This window comes from Acinetobacter sp. YH12094 (genome assembly GCF_013419295.1).
Lineage (GTDB): Bacteria > Pseudomonadota > Gammaproteobacteria > Pseudomonadales > Moraxellaceae > Acinetobacter > Acinetobacter amyesii.
On record NZ_VPAK01000011.1, the window covers coordinates 53,205 to 72,128 of the forward strand.

General features: G+C 40.3%; 29 protein-coding genes. 3 read left to right on the forward strand and 26 right to left on the reverse strand.

From position 1 onward, the window contains the following. Nucleotides 1-29: 29 nt before the first annotated feature. The 3 genes from FTU34_RS09945 to FTU34_RS09955 form a co-directional block, all read right to left on the reverse strand. Entirely contained in the window at nt 30-557 is a 528-nt protein-coding gene (locus FTU34_RS09945) for a hypothetical protein (RefSeq protein ID WP_180035603.1), read from the reverse strand. 80 nt (nt 558-637) lie between these two features. Continuing rightward, nucleotides 638-1,168 carry a DUF4468 domain-containing protein gene (locus tag FTU34_RS09950; RefSeq protein WP_168377570.1) on the reverse strand — a complete coding sequence of 177 codons (531 nt, stop codon included), beginning with the start codon at nt 1,166-1,168 and terminating at the stop codon, nt 638-640. Nucleotides 1,169-1,246: 78 nt separating this feature from the next. Then, nucleotides 1,247-1,963: a hypothetical protein gene (locus tag FTU34_RS09955; protein ID WP_180035602.1), complete on the reverse strand. Its 717-nt coding sequence runs from the start codon at nt 1,961-1,963 to the stop codon at nt 1,247-1,249. 95 nt (nt 1,964-2,058) lie between these two features. Between FTU34_RS09955 and FTU34_RS09960 the strand changes: the two genes are divergently transcribed. After that, nucleotides 2,059-2,313, forward strand: coding sequence for a hypothetical protein (locus FTU34_RS09960; RefSeq protein WP_180035601.1), 255 nt, complete (start codon nt 2,059-2,061; stop codon nt 2,311-2,313). A 2-nt stretch (nt 2,314-2,315) separates the two neighbouring features. Here FTU34_RS09960 and FTU34_RS09965 read toward each other — a convergent pair whose 3' ends face one another. The 4 genes from FTU34_RS09965 to FTU34_RS09980 form a co-directional block, all read right to left on the reverse strand. Further along, nucleotides 2,316-2,696: a hypothetical protein gene (locus FTU34_RS09965; protein WP_180035600.1), complete on the reverse strand. Its 381-nt coding sequence runs from the start codon at nt 2,694-2,696 to the stop codon at nt 2,316-2,318. A 77-nt stretch (nt 2,697-2,773) separates the two neighbouring features. Continuing rightward, a complete protein-coding gene (locus FTU34_RS09970; protein WP_180035599.1) occupies nt 2,774-3,055 on the reverse strand; it encodes a hypothetical protein in 282 nt (93 codons plus the stop codon). A gap of 11 nt (nt 3,056-3,066) precedes the next feature. Further along, entirely contained in the window at nt 3,067-3,990 is a 924-nt protein-coding gene (locus tag FTU34_RS09975; RefSeq protein WP_180035598.1) for a phage antirepressor N-terminal domain-containing protein, read from the reverse strand. Nucleotides 3,991-4,068: 78 nt separating this feature from the next. Further along, the gene (locus tag FTU34_RS09980; RefSeq protein ID WP_180035597.1) at nt 4,069-4,233 is read right to left on the reverse strand and encodes an Arc family DNA-binding protein; all 165 of its coding nucleotides are present in this window, start codon (nt 4,231-4,233) and stop codon (nt 4,069-4,071) included. Nucleotides 4,234-4,346: 113 nt separating this feature from the next. On the opposite strand from FTU34_RS09980, the gene FTU34_RS09985 reads away from it, so the two are divergent. Next, on the forward strand, nt 4,347-4,682 hold the full coding sequence (locus tag FTU34_RS09985; RefSeq protein WP_180035596.1) for an Arc family DNA-binding protein: 336 nt from the start codon (nt 4,347-4,349) through the stop codon (nt 4,680-4,682). Between the two features lie 107 nt (nt 4,683-4,789). After that, the gene (locus tag FTU34_RS09990) at nt 4,790-5,656 is read left to right on the forward strand and encodes a hypothetical protein (protein ID WP_180035595.1); all 867 of its coding nucleotides are present in this window, start codon (nt 4,790-4,792) and stop codon (nt 5,654-5,656) included. Nucleotides 5,657-5,695: 39 nt separating this feature from the next. Here the strand turns inward: FTU34_RS09990 and FTU34_RS09995 are convergent, their stop codons facing one another. From FTU34_RS09995 to FTU34_RS10085, 19 genes are all read right to left on the reverse strand, one after another. After that, nucleotides 5,696-6,346 (reverse strand): DUF4760 domain-containing protein, encoded by a 651-nt coding sequence (locus FTU34_RS09995; RefSeq protein ID WP_180035594.1) that lies wholly within the window; start codon nt 6,344-6,346, stop codon nt 5,696-5,698. Nucleotides 6,347-6,890: 544 nt separating this feature from the next. After that, on the reverse strand, nt 6,891-7,361 hold the full coding sequence (locus FTU34_RS10000; RefSeq protein ID WP_180035593.1) for a hypothetical protein: 471 nt from the start codon (nt 7,359-7,361) through the stop codon (nt 6,891-6,893). Between the two features lie 38 nt (nt 7,362-7,399). After that, nucleotides 7,400-8,335 (reverse strand): phage tail tube protein, encoded by a 936-nt coding sequence (locus FTU34_RS10005; protein ID WP_180035592.1) that lies wholly within the window; start codon nt 8,333-8,335, stop codon nt 7,400-7,402. Between the two features lie 65 nt (nt 8,336-8,400). Continuing rightward, the gene (locus FTU34_RS10010; protein WP_180035591.1) at nt 8,401-8,814 is read right to left on the reverse strand and encodes a phage tail terminator-like protein; all 414 of its coding nucleotides are present in this window, start codon (nt 8,812-8,814) and stop codon (nt 8,401-8,403) included. Then, nucleotides 8,811-9,185: a hypothetical protein gene (locus FTU34_RS10015; RefSeq protein WP_180035590.1), complete on the reverse strand. Its 375-nt coding sequence runs from the start codon at nt 9,183-9,185 to the stop codon at nt 8,811-8,813. Before FTU34_RS10015 ends, FTU34_RS10010 begins: the two co-directional genes overlap by 4 nt. A 2-nt stretch (nt 9,186-9,187) precedes the next feature. Beyond that, on the reverse strand, nt 9,188-9,445 hold the full coding sequence (locus FTU34_RS10020; protein WP_180035589.1) for a hypothetical protein: 258 nt from the start codon (nt 9,443-9,445) through the stop codon (nt 9,188-9,190). Beyond that, a complete protein-coding gene (locus FTU34_RS10025) occupies nt 9,432-9,818 on the reverse strand; it encodes a hypothetical protein (RefSeq protein WP_180035588.1) in 387 nt (128 codons plus the stop codon). Before FTU34_RS10025 ends, FTU34_RS10020 begins: the two co-directional genes overlap by 14 nt. Next, the gene (locus FTU34_RS10030) at nt 9,815-10,192 is read right to left on the reverse strand and encodes a glutamate 5-kinase (RefSeq protein WP_218950066.1); all 378 of its coding nucleotides are present in this window, start codon (nt 10,190-10,192) and stop codon (nt 9,815-9,817) included. The genes FTU34_RS10025 and FTU34_RS10030 overlap by 4 nt, the downstream gene beginning before the upstream one ends. Then, nucleotides 10,189-10,563, reverse strand: coding sequence for a hypothetical protein (locus tag FTU34_RS10035; RefSeq protein WP_180035587.1), 375 nt, complete (start codon nt 10,561-10,563; stop codon nt 10,189-10,191). Before FTU34_RS10035 ends, FTU34_RS10030 begins: the two co-directional genes overlap by 4 nt. Before the next feature lie 3 nt (nt 10,564-10,566). Next, a complete protein-coding gene (locus tag FTU34_RS17880) occupies nt 10,567-11,043 on the reverse strand; it encodes a hypothetical protein (protein ID WP_257226269.1) in 477 nt (158 codons plus the stop codon). 50 nt (nt 11,044-11,093) lie between these two features. Then, the gene (locus tag FTU34_RS10045) at nt 11,094-12,050 is read right to left on the reverse strand and encodes a major capsid protein (RefSeq protein WP_180035586.1); all 957 of its coding nucleotides are present in this window, start codon (nt 12,048-12,050) and stop codon (nt 11,094-11,096) included. A 20-nt stretch (nt 12,051-12,070) separates the two neighbouring features. Next, a complete protein-coding gene (locus FTU34_RS10050) occupies nt 12,071-12,823 on the reverse strand; it encodes a DUF6651 domain-containing protein (RefSeq protein ID WP_180035585.1) in 753 nt (250 codons plus the stop codon). Nucleotides 12,824-13,064: 241 nt separating this feature from the next. Next, nucleotides 13,065-13,439 carry a hypothetical protein gene (locus tag FTU34_RS10055; RefSeq protein WP_180035584.1) on the reverse strand — a complete coding sequence of 125 codons (375 nt, stop codon included), beginning with the start codon at nt 13,437-13,439 and terminating at the stop codon, nt 13,065-13,067. Nucleotides 13,440-13,480: 41 nt separating this feature from the next. Next, nucleotides 13,481-14,605, reverse strand: coding sequence for a minor capsid protein (locus tag FTU34_RS10060; protein ID WP_180035583.1), 1,125 nt, complete (start codon nt 14,603-14,605; stop codon nt 13,481-13,483). 2 nt (nt 14,606-14,607) lie between these two features. Continuing rightward, nucleotides 14,608-16,041: a DUF4055 domain-containing protein gene (locus tag FTU34_RS10065; RefSeq protein WP_180035582.1), complete on the reverse strand. Its 1,434-nt coding sequence runs from the start codon at nt 16,039-16,041 to the stop codon at nt 14,608-14,610. A 1-nt stretch (nt 16,042) separates the two neighbouring features. Further along, nucleotides 16,043-17,359 (reverse strand): terminase, encoded by a 1,317-nt coding sequence (locus tag FTU34_RS10070; protein ID WP_180035581.1) that lies wholly within the window; start codon nt 17,357-17,359, stop codon nt 16,043-16,045. After that, on the reverse strand, nt 17,343-17,870 hold the full coding sequence (locus FTU34_RS10075) for a DUF2280 domain-containing protein (protein WP_180035580.1): 528 nt from the start codon (nt 17,868-17,870) through the stop codon (nt 17,343-17,345). Before FTU34_RS10075 ends, FTU34_RS10070 begins: the two co-directional genes overlap by 17 nt. 44 nt (nt 17,871-17,914) lie before the next feature. After that, a complete protein-coding gene (locus FTU34_RS10080) occupies nt 17,915-18,538 on the reverse strand; it encodes a putative metallopeptidase (protein WP_180035579.1) in 624 nt (207 codons plus the stop codon). A gap of 52 nt (nt 18,539-18,590) precedes the next feature. After that, nucleotides 18,591-18,896, reverse strand: a complete 306-nt coding sequence (locus FTU34_RS10085; RefSeq protein ID WP_180035578.1) for a hypothetical protein — start codon at nt 18,894-18,896, stop codon at nt 18,591-18,593. Nucleotides 18,897-18,924: the final 28 nt, after the last annotated feature.

Below are 18,924 nucleotides of genomic sequence, written 5' to 3' on the forward strand. Positions count from 1 at the left end.
ATAAAGCGAGGTTGGTTTGATTGTATTGACTAGAGCTTTTTGTACTCTTCTAGCATTTCATTGTATTTTTCAGTAAATCCAGTTAAGTCGGTTTCACCATCTTGATTATATTCATAAGGCCATTCTTTATATCGTGTGTAAGCAACTTTCCCTTTTTTCATTTGCTCAATAACTTTTTGCGGGGTGTTGCTCGATCCCTCATAGCCATAAATTGGAACATTATTATCAATTTTTATGGCACTTTGAGTGTGTGGAAAGTGATTTCGCCCAACATAAACACTATAGCGACCATCAAAAATACTAACCATTATATTGCTGTATGCTTTATGCAGTGAGCAACTTTTCTGGCCATTGAATTTGTCTTTTGAGCAGCTATATCTCCAATCCTCATAAGCAGAATTATCAATTTTAATTTTTTTGATTTCAGTAAATTTTTTCTCATCGGGCTGGCGATTTGATAGCATGGTATCGCCATCTGAATTTTTAAAAGTATAAATATCACTAGCGAGCGCACCAGTACCAACTAAGCTAAATAGCAACAAAACAATCTTCTTCACACCTTCACCCCAATTTATAATTTAGAACAAGATACTAATTTGCGGGATAAAAAGAAACCTCCCGAAGGAGGTTGATGCTATTACCAGTCGCTATTGACTTTTTGTTGTGTTTTGATCTTTTCGGCCATCTCATCAGATAATTTATTTAGCTCATCAACAATTACCTTGGCTGATGGATAGTTAGCAGTGATAGGTCTATTTGTTTCAGCATACCGAACACCACTAATCACCTGCGCTGGCTTATAGTGGGTTAGGTTGTCATAGCCAACACGCATACGACCATCTTTTGTATCTACACGTACAGTAAAATCGACACGATCAGATCCTGTCATAGTCATGCAGTCAGCAAATCCTGCGCAGCGGTACTGCATATTACCCTTACCAATAATTGATCCTGTAGCCTTATCTTCATACTGAATTACAGCATTGGCTGACCTAAAAGCGGTTGCAAACCACTGTCTGGCACCATCATAGACTTGGGCCTGTTTTAATTCACCCATCTGATAAACTTTTTCAAATTTTACGGGCTCTACTGGTTGCTGAGGAGTAGTGGCACACCCACTCAAAACCAAACCAAAACTAATAACCCCAGTAATAAATATATTTCTCATGTGAAGACCCTCTTATAAGAGCTCACAAGATACTAATTTTTCGGGCAAAAAGAAACCGCCACTTGGGCGGTTCTACTTTTAGAAGTTATATCGAATGCCGGCTTTGTAGGTAACGCCGTCAAAGTCACCGATGTAGCTTGATGAGTAATCATAATCAATGCCGCCATGCCAAGAACACGTACCTGATCCTGTGCTATCACTCCACGTTCCATCATTACAACGTGTTTCACCATCTTCTGAGATATCCCAAGACCATTTATATCCAACACCACCATAAACAGAAAGATTTGGTATAGGTGTATATCCCAACTCCAAACCAACTGGCAGCGTCCAATAGGTAGAATTATCAAACCCATCGGCTTCTAAAATACTCACCCCTGTACCCAAGGTTGCCAACGAATAAAAGCCGTTAGCATTAATCAGGTTTAAGTGGCCACCGAATGAAAATTCGTATGCGCTACCATCGTAATTGTCACTCTGTTGATATTCAAACTTACCCCAATAACCATTTCGGTGTGGAGTTGATGAAATCCCGATACCAAAACCCTTTAGATCTTCATCAATATCATTTGCAAATTTGCCTTTCTGAGCTGAATACTCAAGCATTAACGAAGCATTAAGCGCTGTCTCGTTTTTATATCTTGTTGGTTGCAATGGTGTGTATTGTGTTTCCGCTACAGGGGTTTCGTAGCTGCTCATTGGTTCGGGCGTGCCTTGTTGAATCAACAAAGGCTTATCTGCCAAAGCCAAAGATGAAATTAAAGATAAAGTACCGATTGCTAATAATTTTTTCATATTACCCCCTAAATAAAGGTGATAAAGTAATCATTTATTTGCAAAAAGTCTACGCAGATAATAAAAAACCGACCTCGTTTGGGTCGGTTTAGGATTTGATTGCTGATACTAATTCAGGTGACTTCCATGCAATTATCATCAATATGATGATGAATGTTACTTTCCAGAAACCATATTTATCCATGATTGCCTCTACAAATTTAATAATCACTGTTATACTTTCAGGCATAGATACATTTCCTCTTTGCTTCTCGGTTGAGTGGAATCAAAAAACCCCGATGTTTGCCGCATCGGGGTTTTTCTTTGGGTTTAAAAAACCGCCACATGGGCGGATATTTTGTATTGTTTAAAGTTAATTCATGCAGTCGATGTAAAACCGGTTTGCATAATCGGAAGCAGCAGAGATTAAGCCATCTCCACTATACATAATTGGGTATTTGAAGCTATCAACAATTATTGATTGCATAGCTTTTTTTACTGAAGGCTCATCCTTCTCATTAATTACAGAAAACATTTCCTCTGCGCTTGCACCATTTTGTCTTGCTTTAAAGGAGTTTTCCGCAAAACTAAAAACCGCAGAACAAATTTGGTTTTTTAATTCTGGATCGCTAGTTGCTATTGGTTCTGGGTAGTACATTCCTTCCTCAAGCACTTTAGTATGCTTGTCTATTAAATCAGCATGAGCTATTGAGTAACAAAATAAGGTTATAAAAACAAATAGTTTGGATTTCACGCCCAGCCCCAATTTATTAATTTAGAACAAGATACTAATTTATGTACAAAAAAACCACTCCGAAGAGTGGTTTGTGTTTACTTAATTAATATAGTGGCTGCCAAAACAATTAATATCACTGTTAAGAGGTAGCTAGTATTTTTCCATACCGATATGGTTTTAGTAGAATCCTTGAGGCTAGTGGCGATCCGGCTTAGAGCATCTTGAAGCACCTTATTCTCCTGCCTTAGCATTAATTCCTCTTTTCGATGGAGAAGCATTAATTCTTTAGTGCACTGAATCCTATCTGCCACTTCTTCAAGTAACTCCTCACGAGTCATTACCAAGATGCTTTTATCTAAATCAAAATCATTACTCATATATCACCACCTTATTTGACTAACCGATCCATTGCATTTTGCATAATCAATGGAGGCTGATCTTTGCTCACTAAGTCAGTTCGACTTACAAGCTCAGGGATGTTTTTAGCTTCAATCATCACAGCATCATCAGGTACAAGATCAATTGCAAATCCACCTTGATAGTGTAGTTTTACAGTCATCTGCTTACCTTGAAGTATCTGCGACATTAAAGCCTGCGCTACCTGCTCAGCATTAAATGTTGGGTGTTCTGGCATCTTGCCGCCTAAGCGCTTCACCTCTTTTTCAAGCTGCTCATGATATTCAATCAAGCGATATTGCAATACGCCATGACAGTTTTGAATTGCATTTACATCTATTGGTGAGTGGTGCTGAACCTTATCAAAGGTCAGGATTAGACCATGCACATACTCAACCGCATCATCGAGTTTATCCAGTGGTATTTCTTCAATGCTTTTCACATTGAACCGCTGCAAAACCATGTTGTATGCATTTGAAAAATTGATTTTCACACGCGATACCAGATTCGATACAGCGTGACGTAAATTTTCACGATCCTTCGGGGTAGTTTTGCGAGGATTTACAGCTTTACCTTTTGTCCAGTAATCCCAAAGCACATCGTCACATTCTTCTTGATACTTAATAACCGTGTCTCGAAGTTCGGGTTTTACTTTGTTTGCATGAATTGAATAAAGCCATGCCGGTAGCTTTCGAAGCAATATACAAAGCATGGTTTGCAAACCACCTTTAGTAGGTATGGTGATTTCCACCATACCTTGTTCAAAGCGCTGTTTTAATTTCACAAACTGGCTTTTCCAATCCAACCCCATACCATCAACAATGGGTTTCATTGGTGTATATGGCTGCCCTTCAAATTCCACGATATACAATTCAGCATTGTGGAAAGGTACTGCGATTTGGGTTAAACTATTCATTGTTGATAATCCTGTAGTTTGTCGACATTTAAAGCCCCGAGTCCGCCAAGATGTAGGGGTTTTTTATTGCCTATAAGTTTATGCTTTTGCTTCATTCTCTTTTGCTCGCTTATCCAACCACTCCTCAATGATCATATTTAGCTGAGCTGTGATAGTTCTACGATCCTTATGAGTCTCCTCTTTGAATCGCTCCAATGTTTTTTCAGGTATACGCACGTTTACCTGTGGGTCTTGTCTTGCCATCCCTATCTCCAGATCAATGTTAGCATTAGCTAACAATTGCTAACATAGCAAACAAATAAAACTTATGTCAACATATTTTGCTAACAAGTGCTATCAAAATATTAGGACTAAAAATGTCTGAAGATGTTCAATTTAATTTACGCATACCATCTGAGCTAAAACAGCAGATAGTTGATGCCGCTAAACAAAACAGCAGATCTATTAATGCTGAGGCTCAATTGCGACTACAGAGAACATTTGAGCTTGATAATCTTCCTGAGCCAACCAACCCAAAGAACATCACTGATCCTGATAAATTGGAGGCTTGGGCTAAATCGATACTCAATGAACTCTTGAAGCTTAAAGACATGCCAGAACGCGTTGCAAAGATTGAAGATGAAGTTGCAGCACTGGAACAAGATCAGTTTGAGAATGACCGCAGACTAAATGGTCTTGAAGGTCGTTATTAAACCAAGAAAAGTAAGTCAGTGCTGACTAAGTACCATATCTGGTGCTTTCTTCCACAGCCTCAATCCGAGGTTGTGTAATTTCTAAAATCTATCTACTTAATAAAAATATGAAATTTTCTTTTAATATTGATCTTGCTTTAATTATCACCGTTTTTACCGCTTTTTTATTTTGGTGTGGTTATTGGTACAACTTTGGGTATGCAGAATACTTTGGCGTGCCCATAAGTTTCTTTGAGTTATCCTTATCTACAACATTAGTCGATGGCATTGTTGTTGCACCTGACAGATTTTTAACGCTTCTAACTGCAATTCTCGTAATCTCTTTTTTTGCGGGCTACTCTCGTAAAGATGCAGAGTTTATTACGGGTGTTATTTTCACCACCTTTTTGTTTATATTATATTTAGTAAGATTTAAATTTTATGATCAACATAAAAAGTTAAAGTATTTTCCAATTACGAGTCTGCAAATCACCCCCTACCAAATAGAATATATTTTTAAAAAAAGGAAGCGTCGCCCACCGTTCTCTAATTGCGATTCAGTCAAATTTTCTCTAAAAAAACTTAATAAAAATAAAATCACATATCAGCATATAGCTCATTCCGCATACGGGGCCAACAGTCAAATTAGTGGAGATGAAACCATCCTTCGGATTATTGCCCACTATTTTGTACTTCTAATAATTGTACTCGCTATATTTGCAGTATTTAGTGCCGGAAAGAACTTGCAAAGCGAGGGATTTAAAATTGCTGAACACAACCATAAAACAAATTTTAGTACAAATATTCCTAAGGAAACCAACTACACTATATTTCCCGCATTCATCGAAAAAGGACAAAATAAGCCCTCAACCTACAAACTAACAAATGTTTGCAATAAAACCTCATGCTTTGTAGTTGATGCAGAGAGGAATGTAAAACTCGTAGAAATTAAAGACATAGTTATTCAAAATGGCCCAATAAAAAAAGCACCCTAGGGTGCTTTTCTTTTGGCATTAAAAAGCTCCCGAAGGAGGTTATTTGATATCTTCTGATTTGAGTGGATTGGCTTTCCAGCGTAAGGCTAAAATTTCAAGATCTTTGAAAATCGTATCTTTTTTTGCAACCTGTCTAATCTGATTAATAGTCGGGTAAAGCTTGTCCCATATTTTCAAAATATTTGAGCAGTGAACCCGCTTGAATAGTGTTTCGTCCAGTAATCCAGTATTAATAGCACTCGCATAAAACTCATTTCTATTCAGAACCAACATTAGATGTCTTTTTAAAATTCTATCACCGTCACTTAGCTCAGAATCATGTGCCCTGCAAATTTCTACCAAGGCATCCTTAGACACATCAGAGTTTTTCTTTTTATATTCATCCTTATTGTCAATAAAGTCATAAATATTTGTTTTGGCCTCAAACAGGTTTGTATCTCTGTAATCATCAATAATGATATCTAGAGTAGCTCGCTCCCTAGATGTTTTTTTGGAAGCATTAATAGTAAGAAATGCAATTACTGCTGATATTGCAATAACAATAGTTTGAATAAATAAGAATAAGTCTGCTCGCACCCAACTATTGAAATTTGCAAAGTCCACCACAATTGGAACTTTAGGAATTAAAAGCACAAAAAAAGCAGAGACTGCTAATATAATTGCAACTCTGCTCTCATTTAATTTAAACATTCTTACAAGTCCCAGCCCTCTGAGCATACAACTAAAGCCACTACGTTTAACAAATTTAAGTGTAATTTTTTCATAGCTTTATTCCTTAGACAAAAATACCCTAACTATCAAATAATACTAGGGTTATATGCAACTATATTCGATTGCTATTTTTCGGTCAATGTTTTTCGGTTACCACATGTAAGTCTAAATGGGTACTCTTTTCCATAATAAGTGTGTTAAATGTTGTCGCGGAGCATCATCAAACTGGCTATTTATCAACAAAAGAAGCCAACTCACGTTGATTTCCCCCTCACCCCATCCAAAAACAAATTATCCAAAGCAAATACACACTCAACAAAGATATGCAGCTCACACGGTGACTCATATAACTCAAGATACGCATTGATATGACTACCATCTAGCGGCATAGTTACAGGATGATATGAACGCCCCCGTGCAATCACATTGAAAGCACTCAAAATAGCGTGGGCTGTATAACTAAACTCAGGCGCATCATCTAGCTTGCGCCCTTGCTTTTCACGGATCTTCTTTTGAAACTCCGTTAGTCCACCGTCTCCTGCATGCCATTCGTAGAGCTTTGTGACTTTCCCAAAGTATCAGCTTTAACCGCATCTGCTTCTAATTGAATTTGCTCTGCATGAGATTTCACAAAAGCCCAGATCGCCACCCCAACATCACCCATGTTTAACAACTTAGTGGCGTTCTCAGGTGTATAAGGCTGCTCAGTTTCTTTGCCATTTTCACGGAAAGATACACCATCCCAGTCTTCAATAAGGTGGCAAGCAGCGGCTTCAAGTAATAATTCATGATAAAGCTTATCTTCACCACTGGCCGTAGATACTACATAACCTTTAGATGCGACCTGATTCTGTGCTCGTTCTAATGCAACACGATATGGTTTATATGCCTCACCACGAATCTTGAAGCGAGCTAATACGTTACCTTCAGCATCTTTGTATTCTTTCCAAAGAGATGTTTCTTTGCTTTTTTCAATTTCTACAACTAAGGTCATTTTCTTTTCCAAAATAGAAGCCCCTTATGGGGCCATTGTTAAGCTGTTGTGCGTGTAATCGTTGGCGCTTCTTTCACATGACGGAATTCCATCGCCATAGTGTGGTCATCATTTTTATTGGTATCTGAAAGCCCTTCGTTATCAAGCTCCAGCTTCGTGAAATTAAAACCGTAGGCATTACCTTTTGAATCTTCCATGCCAATTTCAGCTGTCATAGTTTCACGTGATTCAACGTAAGGAATCCAAGCTTTAGATGTGGTTGTAAGTGCCAAAGTCACGTTTAGAGTAATGGTGACATTACCTTCTGTGTAGCGGTTTGGAATCAAACTACCGTTACCCAAACATGGCTTAGCAGTCAGATTGTTATTGATAGTAATTGTGAAGGACTCGGCACAAGCCGTTCCAACTGTGGACACACCACTAATTTTAAACTCATTCACGTTGATTGATGACATAAATGGAGTATCTGTGGCTGCAACAGGATTTACTACTGGTGTTGCTGTTGGATTGCTATAGCCGGTTGCACTAATTGAAGCTGTGCCTGTGATTTTCCCTTCTGTGTCGCCTTGAATGGTCAGCTCACCAATTCGACAACCCGTGAAAACTTGAATAAACCCGACTTTTTTGTCGTGCTTAACAATTGTGTATGTTGGTAGTGTGTCACCACCAATTTCCAAAGTAGAAACACTTGGTGTGCCTGAGTCAACAAATAAATTACCAGCAACACCTTCAAAAAACATATCTTGGCTTAAAGCTGATAATTCAAATTCGATACTACCAGTTGCTTCAGCTGAACTTGCCACAGAACCTTGCTCAAAACGCGAATCTACAATCTCATCAGATTGTGTCATTGATACCGTCTTTTTGAGTGAGTCTGAATTTCGACGCAACGTATGCCACACTGGCACCGCAGGCAAAGTATTAGGTGTTTCTTCTTTCGCAATGTGGATTACCACATCAGTGCCCTTTGACATAGTTGTCTCCTGAATTTAGGCATAAAAAAACCGCCCTAAAAGGACGGCTAAATAAGAATTTGGGTTTAGCTCACTACGTACGAAATATTCACGTTGTACTGGTAATAAAGTTCACCATAAGTGCTTACATCAATAATAGAAGCTTCACGCAACTCCAACTCATCCTTTTTATGGAACTGCATATGTTCAGCCCACTTGTCAGCCATCTGAGATATCAAATCTGTGCCTGTATTTAGCGGTGCAAACAATTGGATATAAACAATACCGGTAGTGCGCGTACTTGGCTTAGATCCTATTTCTGCAATAAAACTCCCTGCATTTTTAACGGTGATCTTGGCCCATAACTCATTTGCTGGCGGCTCAAAAGGTTTACCATCAACAAGCGGATTATTTGCTAATTGGATGTTTGGTTTAGGCATTCCAGTGAATGTACCCACACGTGCCAAAATAGCCCGCAAGGCTTGAGTATTTGTCATCATTTGTATTTCTCACATACATACTGAAATGAAAGTGCATAAACACCATTTGGCGCTTGTTGAGAGTGACCATTTTCTAAACGAATGCCATACGGACTATTACTTTGGATATAGACTAGGCCGCCAAACTTAGCCGAGGCAGCCACTTTAAGACCTTGATTTAATGTTTCTGAGCCTGATTCGTCATAATTTTTTTGGTATGAGTTATCTGGTGAATCAAGCGTAACTTTGTGTGATGCTCTAAATTCACCATCCATTACAGGGGAACGCACAATGACTTGCTGAAGTGTTTCGCCCACAATCTTTTTGAGATGGTCGTCTGCATTCTTCACCACCTCAAGCGCAAAATTAGTCGGTTTGTTTTTCCACCCCATAGCTATTCTCGATATTCAACAGTCACATCACCAAATAAAATTTCATGCGCCAATTCACCACTAATCATAACTGGCCGACATTCAATATCAGTCTTGATTCGAATTAAGAAGCCTTTTTCCAAATCCACATAAAAGGCATCTCGAATCTGCTCGCCATTTAAAAACACCGATTTAATGTTAGTAGCGCGAACATCAACATGAAACGCCTGATCTGAATCAACTGCACGTTGAATTAGGTTTAAATCATCAATGTAAATCATCAGTTTCACTCTCCTGAAACATTGAAAATAGATCCTGAGCAATACGCTGTATTGAATAGGCTTCAAATTCAGTGCTGGGCTTTTTCTCACCCATCAGCTTTATAATCCTCTGCCAAATATGTACAGCTTCATGCAGCAAAAGCCCATGTACCTCAATCAATGTTGTTTCGCTGCAATCACCAAGCTGAACAATGCAGTGTTTGCCACCATCGTAATAATCAACCTGAGCACCTGCGCCCAAATGCATGAACTCTTGCGTATCAGTCACATCATCAAACAACAAATCAAATTGATCTTGATTGCGGACTAGAGTGTATTTCGAGTGTTCAAAAGGTGAGATATGCCATTCAGGTACATAGTTGTTGTTGATCATGCGCCCACCTTTCTCAATTGAAGCGTATAGGTCGCTGCCACTGGGTCTGCCCCAATATTCACGACTTTGAAATCGCCTTTATTGGTTACCCAAACATCATTAATCTGTGGCACAGCGGTCACTTCATTTTGCAGAACAATCGCTTTTGCATCTTCGGCTTGATAATCAGTCGGCTTCACCAAGTCTTTTTGATAAGAGCCAAACAGAACGCCACGCCCTGAATAGGATTCATCGCCAACAATCGGATAAGTCTGCGTTTCAAAATCAAACTCGCCTGAGTAAATCAACTTTTCACAAGTGAAGGTATCGACAGCATCGGCCAATTTTGTACTGAATGCTTGCGCAACCTTGGCTTGGATTTTGTTTTTAATCATGCCCGAAACACCTCAAACCCGAAGCCTTTTGGCTTTAAATCTAGAGAGCCAATAAAGGCTCGCGCAATCTGCTCGAACTCGGACACCTCAACGCTACCTTCAGCAAAGCTTTCAGTGACCTGCACTGTGTCTGCTTTTACGCTTTCACTGGTAGTTTGACGAGCAATGCCCGCGTAAATCACACCAGCTTGAATGCCTTTAATAATTTCACATGCGGCATCAATCAGGATTGGATCAATTGGATCAGGAACAGATCCGACTTCGTTACGCATCCATGTGTTGGCTAATTTAATGAGGCGAGCTTTATCACCAGCTGGTGCAAAGTCTGCTCCCATAATCTGCTCAGCCTGTTCTTGGGTAATAAAGCTCATGGGTTATTCCTTTGGTTGTTCTACTTTAGCCGCCTCTTCTGCGGCTTTAGCTGCTTTCAATTCCGCAGCAGTTGGCTTTTTGGTAGGTGGCTGTAATTCATCAATACGCGCCTGCATAGCAGCAACATCATTTTTGAATGCAATGAATTCACCTTGGGCTGTGGCTAGTTGTTCTTTCAACTCCACATTTTCAGCAACAACCTTTTCATATTCAGCTTTCGCATCATCAATCGTGGCTTGAAGTTCTGGTGTGATGCCAACTTTTGCTTCAATGGTGACAATATTGGAATTATTGCGCTTAATCAGATCTAGATAAGCCTTAGGAACATCACCAGCCACTTCTGAGCACGGTTCCAAAGTATCAGCTTCGTGATAAGCACTAGCTTTGCGGAGGATATAACCTTCACCTTGAAGTTTTGCCACATTTTCGGGAGAGAAGTCATCCGTGAAATATAGGCGTTTATTAGATTCTTTTTTCATGTTTTCTATTTCCAATCAGGCAAAGAAAAGCCCCTTTCGGGGCACTTCATTTAAGCAGACTTAATTAGGACGCCAGCTGTATCTTTCACGCTTGATGCGATCAGATCCCAGTTAGTTGGAGTGCCAATTGCTGCATCAGTTGGAGATTTGCCACCAGTAGCGGTATCCCATGCGTAACCTTTCACACCTGCACCAAATGTCCACTCAGCTTGGTAGGTGTACTTGATATTCTCACCACCGGTGCCCGGCACCAATTCAGCATTGAAGTCATTGTTGTCATTCACGACAACAGCACCTTCTACGAGGCCTAGCGAGTTGTAGAATGCAGTGCCAGCATTATCACCTACCAAGGCAGGCGCATCGGTCACCACAAACACACGACCAAACGGATCACGAACCACATTCACACCATCATAACGGAACAGGTTTTCTGAGTTGGCCAGAGCATTGTCAAACAGGTTGTGCATTGTTGTAGAGTGAACAATCCAAGCACGAATTGCGCTTGAACGATCACCAAGTTTCGCAGCACCTTTGTTAAGCAAGCGGAATGATGCAGCATCAGTACCGTCACCATGCACGGCATTGGTATTTCCTGAAATTGCTGTAGATGCACCCAAAATTCCCGCATTCAGCATGTCAGCTAAACGCGCTTTGGCCAACTGCTCACCAATTGTTAAGGCAGCAAGTTCAGGGTTTTGAAGAATCCAAGAATACTGCTGTTTTTCATACTCAATCGGCGGAGTGCCTGCAGCAACCTTTACAGCCACATCAAGTAATTGTTCTAAACGTTTTGCGGTAACTGTACCTGTACCATAAGCATTACGACGACGCACAATTCCAGCAATTGCCTTGAACGATGCTTCGATGTTGAAATCACCACCGAAAGGCTCATTGATCAATTGGATTGCACCCTGTGATGCTTCGTTGAATTTATTAATGTCCTGTGCCACCGTTTCTGTCATTGCGGCATAGGTTTGCTTGTTAAATACCTGTAAATCAAAAGGCATATGCCTCTCCTTAAATTAATTTATGCTTTTTCGCCCACTTGCTTCATGTAAGCAATCTTTTCTTCTTTGGTTTTGCATTCAGCCAAAGATTTAGGGCCCGATTTGTTTCCATCACCACCCTGAAAACCCGCACCACCAGCTTGAGAACCTTTTAAAATTGAATCCTTATGTTGGTATCCGCCAACCAAAGTTTCTAAAGCTTCATCAAAGTCTGCGATTTCACCCGGGCGAGTGCGTGAAAAGATTTTTTGACCATCGGCACCAACTGCCACGACCTTGCCATTTTCGATCTGGAAGTTCTTTCCAAACGTGGCTTGAATCATGTCTACCGGTACAGCGATGTTGTCTTGAATGAACTTAGAACGAGCAAAACCACCGCCAATAAGTTCGTTATGCAGTTGGGTTTGGAAGGCATCACGCTCCTGGACAATAGGTGCGTATTTTTCTTCAACCGCCTTAATCGCTTCCAGTTTAATTTTTTCGACTTCACCAGCATCCACCAGTTTTTTATCGTCGAAGTTTTTCAAAGTTTCTAAAGCTTTTTTAGCAGCTGCTGGATCTTCAATGCCTTCGAATGCTTTAAGCGTAGATTCAGCCTTTTCATAGCGTTCACGGTTTGTTTTAGCTTCACCATTCAAACGTGAAATGGTAGCTATGGTTTGGGCAGCATCATGTGCTACTTCTTTGCCATCATCGTGAATATACAAAGGCAAGCCTTGCTCATTTACTTCCGCATATGTCTTACCGTCGATTGTTTGTGTTTTAAGTTTCATAAGTCATCCGACCCTATTTCTAAAATGAGCATCCGCTCGTTACGCTGTCCGCATCCGCTTTCAGCAGGCAATAAAAAAGCACCTCGGGAGGTGCTCTATTTGAATTTAGTTTTTTTGGGTAATTGCAAAAAAGCAATATCCTTCGAATTTCTAAAGTTTGTTTTCTGCAAGTTAAACTTCTGTTACTGCTTTTGAGATGTCCTTATGACCTAAAGAAAGCCCTTTCGGGTCATGATTTGGATTATTTGCATTTGTTCTCTGGTTGGTTTAATTGCTCACGCAACCATTCAGACTCATCTTGCAGGCTTTCTTTGGTGTATCCCATTGCTCGGACACCTTCTGAAGCTCCCTCATACTCCTTAAATCTACTTAAGACAAAATCATAAAGTTCAATATTCTCTTTCCAACCTTTGCAATCTAGAGCTTTAAGTTTATAGGACCTAGCTAGATCCTCTTGCTCATTCTTTGCCTCTGTAGAAATCACTTGATTTCTGTCCGATTGTGTTTGAACGTATCGCTCCATTAACTTGTAATATTTAAGTTCAAAGTCTTTTTGAGTTGAAGCAAAAGAGGTGCTTGATACAATTACACAAAATAGAAATGCGAAAAGCTTCATTGTTGTTATCTGCCTAGTTAAAATAGTGATGACTATTATATTTAAACACCTAACAATTCAAAGGTTTTTTTATCTAAAACCTTCAACTCATCCAACGTATAACCACGCTTATTCAGCGGATCAGCAAACTTATCAATGCTGTACTCACCTTTTTTATAAAGCTCATACTTAGATTTACCCAGCCAAGTGCGCTGAAAGAACTCATCCGACTGCTCGAAAAACTCTTTAAATGATGTATTGGCATCAAGCTGGCCAATAATATGTTTGCGCTCATCCTTGGGAATATCTTTGACTTTACGCTCATCCATAACAAAAGGCCGTAATCCACCAATCTCACCATCCTTATTGCAAGGCATATATGTTGTGCGGTTATTTGGATGCACTGGAAATCTTGGCCGCAATGGATCATCGATAGAAAATACGTCACCGTCGATTGATGCGCAGTACTTACAAGTGCGCCCATCCAAAGTGGCTACAACTTTTACATACTCATACCCAAGCGTCTTGTACGTATCGATATAAGTTGCAGTACTAATGTGACTGCGGGCTGTTCTTACTTGATGTTCAATTGATTCACGTGACGACTTAAGTAAGCCATCTTTATAATCTAAAGCCTTTCGCCCCTTGATTCGTTGCACAATCTGCTGATTGGTCTGCCCTTGTGAAATACCATCGCGAATTGCACTTTCAACTTTCTTTCGTAGTGTTGCTGCGATATCTGCAAATAGATAATCAACCAAAGCACCACCTGAAAAAGGTGCTTTCTTTGCGGCCTTATATATCTTTTCAGCATTGACTACCGCAGCAGTACCAGCAACCAACTTCGCAGAATATGAAGCCTCATAAACGGCCAACTGCAATGCTGATTTATCGAACTGCTCAAACAAGTCCACATCAATTGATTTGAACCACTCATTCAGAATGGTCTTAATATCTTCAATGTTTTTACTTGATTTAGCCTTACTCGAAAAGTTTAGGCTTTTAAGTGCATTTCGCTCTGAGTCTGACAGCTCGTTTAAGATATCTACTAAGCGGTTTAACTGGCTATTGGAAAGATTATTAAACTGAGCTGTAAGTTCATTTACTGCTTGAGATGATGCGCGGTAGAGATAAGCTGAATGTTGGCTCAGCGCATCAACCAAGGCTTTCTGCGCTGAAATGTTCATTTTTAATCCTTATCATCTAGTGAATCAATTCCACCATCTTCACGCTTTTCAATTTTCTTCACGATGTCTTCCCATTTATCTTCAGGGAAGGTGCCGGTCTGCTCGTAGTGGTACCAAACATACATCGGCAAATCACCTGCAAGACAAACTTCATAAATCAATTTTGAGCGTGTTGGGTCATATTTTGGTTTATTAAAATCCTGAGCAATAGTGAAACTCAGTTCATCCACCTTTAGATCATGTTCAGGCATCACAAATTTGGCACACCAGCGCAGTGCATTGGTAAATGCTTCAGATACATTGGCTACAACGAGTGACAAAACTGAATGTTGGACTGAGCTATCATTGTCTGCCTGAGTCGCTGTCTTATTAGCGGAACCGACTTCAATTAATCGAGCGCCAAGCTCTTTCATTTGATCCCACTTATCATTCATACGCTCATAAGCCAGTCCATTTTTTTCCGCTTGGATCATCTTTGCATCTGTAGGAATACCTGAGCGACTACCAACACTAGCTCCTGACTCCTTTACCATGGCGTACTGTTCTTGAGTAATATTCGGGAAACACAAAGTTGGCTGACCAACAATGAATGCTGACTCTTCAACATCAGCGGTACTGGTGTAATAAGACAGCTCCATCGTTGCCAACTCATACAGTGGTGCTGTACCAATTTCATCTGAGTTATCTACCGCGCCGCAGAATGTGAATGGAATATAATCCCAAGGCTGACCATGGTAATCAGTTGGAATGTACTTCTCTCCTTCTACCCATTCGCCTTTATCGTTCTTCGTATAAATTTGAACTGTGTAAACAAAGCCGCTACCACCTTCTTCAAGCGCCAAAATTCGATACTGATCTTTAGTTTCAACCTTAAATCCATTGCGGGTTTTTACCGTCTCAAGCAGCTTCACAAAACTTAGCTTTTTCTGGTTGCCAACAATGATGTAATCCCAATCCTTGATTGCACCCGCCTTAATGATATGAATCATCGGAAAAGCACCTTTAGACTTTTCCTCTGCCTTACTACGACTTGGAGCAACATTTGGGAAATCAACATAAACTCCACAGCGGTAATTTCGGTTGATCAAGCGTGTTGCACGTTGGGCACTTTGATAAATAGATCGACCCGCACCATCAGCATTGCGCTCTAAATATTCCAATTCATCTGGTTTATTGAATATTGGTGATTTGCCATAAGCCAAGCCAATATGACTCGCCAAAGTACGGCTTGTCACACCGGGGAAAATTGCACGCATCAAATATTCGTTATAGCGATTTGAGCCATCTGGATCATTCTTTGAATTAAACAGAGAGGGCTTAGGCAGGTACTTCTCTTTTGCTGCCTTAATAACTTCCTGACCACCACAAACATCATCCAACTTATTCCAAGTCGCAATGTGCTTATCATAGTCGGCATGTGTTGCTGTAATGCTCATATTAGAATCCAAACATTGGTATATCGATGCTCTTCACTTGCTCATTGATTGGGAACAAGTATGCAATCGGGTATGTTCCTGCATCGTTCATATGGTCAAAGCCTGATTTTTTATCCGGCTGTCCATTTTCATCATAGATTTGACGCTCTTGGCATTTAGCAAAGTGTGGACACTTAGAAGCATTCACAAATAACCGGCGCTCACTGAACGTATTGCAAAGCATTCCATTCATAGAGTTAATGCGATCTTTTACAGCTGGGTTTCTTGAATTAACAAATACTTTAAACCCTGCTTTTCGCAGTAGTGCTAAATCTGTTTCACTTGCATTATTTGATTTGCGATTTTCCCCAGAAGCATCAGGATAAATCCCGATTTCATGTTTTGGATAACGCTCTTTGATCGCCTCAATCATTGCTGGCGTATCAAACAGATTCACAAATTCATCTACCGCATGCATGGTTTCACCACGACGTACATAAACCACAGCAGCCATTTTGGTGACGTTGAAGTCCATGCCTATGTGAAGTGTGTCGTCATCCTGAACTGTTTCATTTGAGCTATTGAGCACCCTGTTAAAGCAGTAATAAATAACGCCCTGATAACTTTCAAAGCTGGCTTCATATTCCTGACTGAATGTCTTTGGATCCATCTTACGTTTAGCAACAATGATTTCCGATTCAGGAATATTTCCACCTTGTAATGAGGTATAGGAAAAGCTTCGGCAATCAGGCTCATGTCCAGGCTGACCATCCATGAAGGTGTCATAGCAATGGTTAAAGCCTTTAGGTGTACCAATCCTTAAGACATGACCACCGACACGCTGTTCACCATGCACAATGTACTTACAGGTTGAAAGCATTGGGCGCAGTACTTCTTCCCATGCGGCCCACTTACAGTCTGCCCATTCGTCAATAATCAAAAAGAACAAACCAGATCCACGAAGGTCATCATAGTTATCCAGACCAACCACACGCATGACATGACCACTTTTTAGCGTGATCGTACATTCAGTTTCGTTTGGTTTTCCTGCTCGCCATGATGGTGGAATAGCTTGTTTTAATCGTTTCCAAAAGACACGCTTTGCCTGCTTGAATGTTGGTGCTGCATACCAGATCTCATCCTCGACCGACACATTCCACTTAGCAGCCAGTCGTGCAGCTCGTCGCATTTCAGCTTTTGCCAAAAAGGTTTTACCAAAACGTCGACCACATACAGCATCACGAAAGCGCGCTTCTTTCTGCCAGCCCCATAGGTAGATATTGGCCTGTTTCGGTGTAAGTTGTACTGCGCCCTCTGGGGGCTCAAAGAATTGGCTCATGTGGAATTTCCTCATCAGGGTTCAGGCTGATTTTGTAATCTTCCTCAGGAGGTCGTGATTCAGGTGGATTTACTTCACGCTTGAGTTTTTCAAGTTCTAGGCGCTTCATTTCAATTTCAATTTGCTCTTTTTCAGATAAACCACTTGGACCAGCACTTTTACCTGACTGAAGCAGCCCTTGCGCCTGTTTAAGCACGTTCTGCCGCATGACCTTGTTCTTACCCCAATCGTCATACATTTTTTGGAGTTCTTTAAAGTGGAAGGCTTTGTTAGCCACGGGAATATCTTCGATATTGGTCTTAAAATCCTTTCGAGTTTTTTCAAAAAGGTCTTTTAATTTCTTACTTAGATTACGGCCAGAGTATTTTGTTGGATCATAGTTTTCACATTGCTGCCTTTCAATTTTGATGCCAAATCTTTGCTTGACAGCATCCGCTACCTGTTGAGGGGTTTCAAAGCAAGCAAGAGACTGAACTATAAAGATTTTTACAGGCTCTTTAAGTGCCGCCATACCTACCCCTTTGTCATGCTACGTCCTGCTAAAAGGTTAAAAAATTAAGCCAACTTCAATAAACACGTACCGCATGCATGAGCAATATTTGCCTTAGAAATTGTTGGGCCGCTATTAACAAGCTCTGCCATTTTATGAATTCCTGAATGCCCACCATAACGCTGCACCACACCAAAGAACTCTTCCACATCATGCCCACGTATTTGCAGTATCGCGTGTCCTGATTGACTGTCATAACATGGCCCACCATTAGGACTAATCTTCTGCTTTAAGTGATAAAGCTCATGTTCAACCAAGGCCATGAATGATGAATCAGAACAGTCAGAACAATAACGTGCGTCCAATGTGATTAACGCTTTTGGTAAAAATCCAAACCATCGAATCAGTTGAGCTTCTTGTCTGTATTTCTTCCATCCACTTGCTTGGAATTGAACAATCTCAGCCTGTCCCAAAACCACTCGACCTTGTTTTTCGAATGCACTTTCGGCCCATAGGAAGCAAATACCAGAATGACCAATCAAATGCTCATGGTCTTTGTTATATAGCTTGCTGTTTGGATTGAGAATAGTTTCTTGCAGCCAATCATGAATATCTGCAGCTGGTTCAAATAGAAATTCTTCCGACCAGTCTTTATCAATAAGATGTTCAGGCGGGTAAGGTCTTTTCATAGTTAGCGCCCACTAAAAAACCCGCACTGCGCGGGTTATAGTTTCTTAAGTCTTAGTGTCGGTAATGTCGTTTTAGCTTTTTCTGGTAAAGATCATCAATAAACCCCCACCCAATAAAAGCCACTATTAATGGAACCACAATAATGCCCCACTTTAATGTGTTCAAATTATCCATAATCACTAAATAGAAAGGCTTCATATGTAAAATTTCAAAGTTTGCAATCTTAGATATCAATGGGAAGTAGAATACTGCGGAAGCTACAACCAATAATATCAAAATATAACCACTCCAAAAAACACTTGGAAATGCTTGCCTAAAATCATCCAATTGCCAAAGCTTTTCTTTAACCCACTCCATACACTTCCCCCAAAATATTATTCATTAT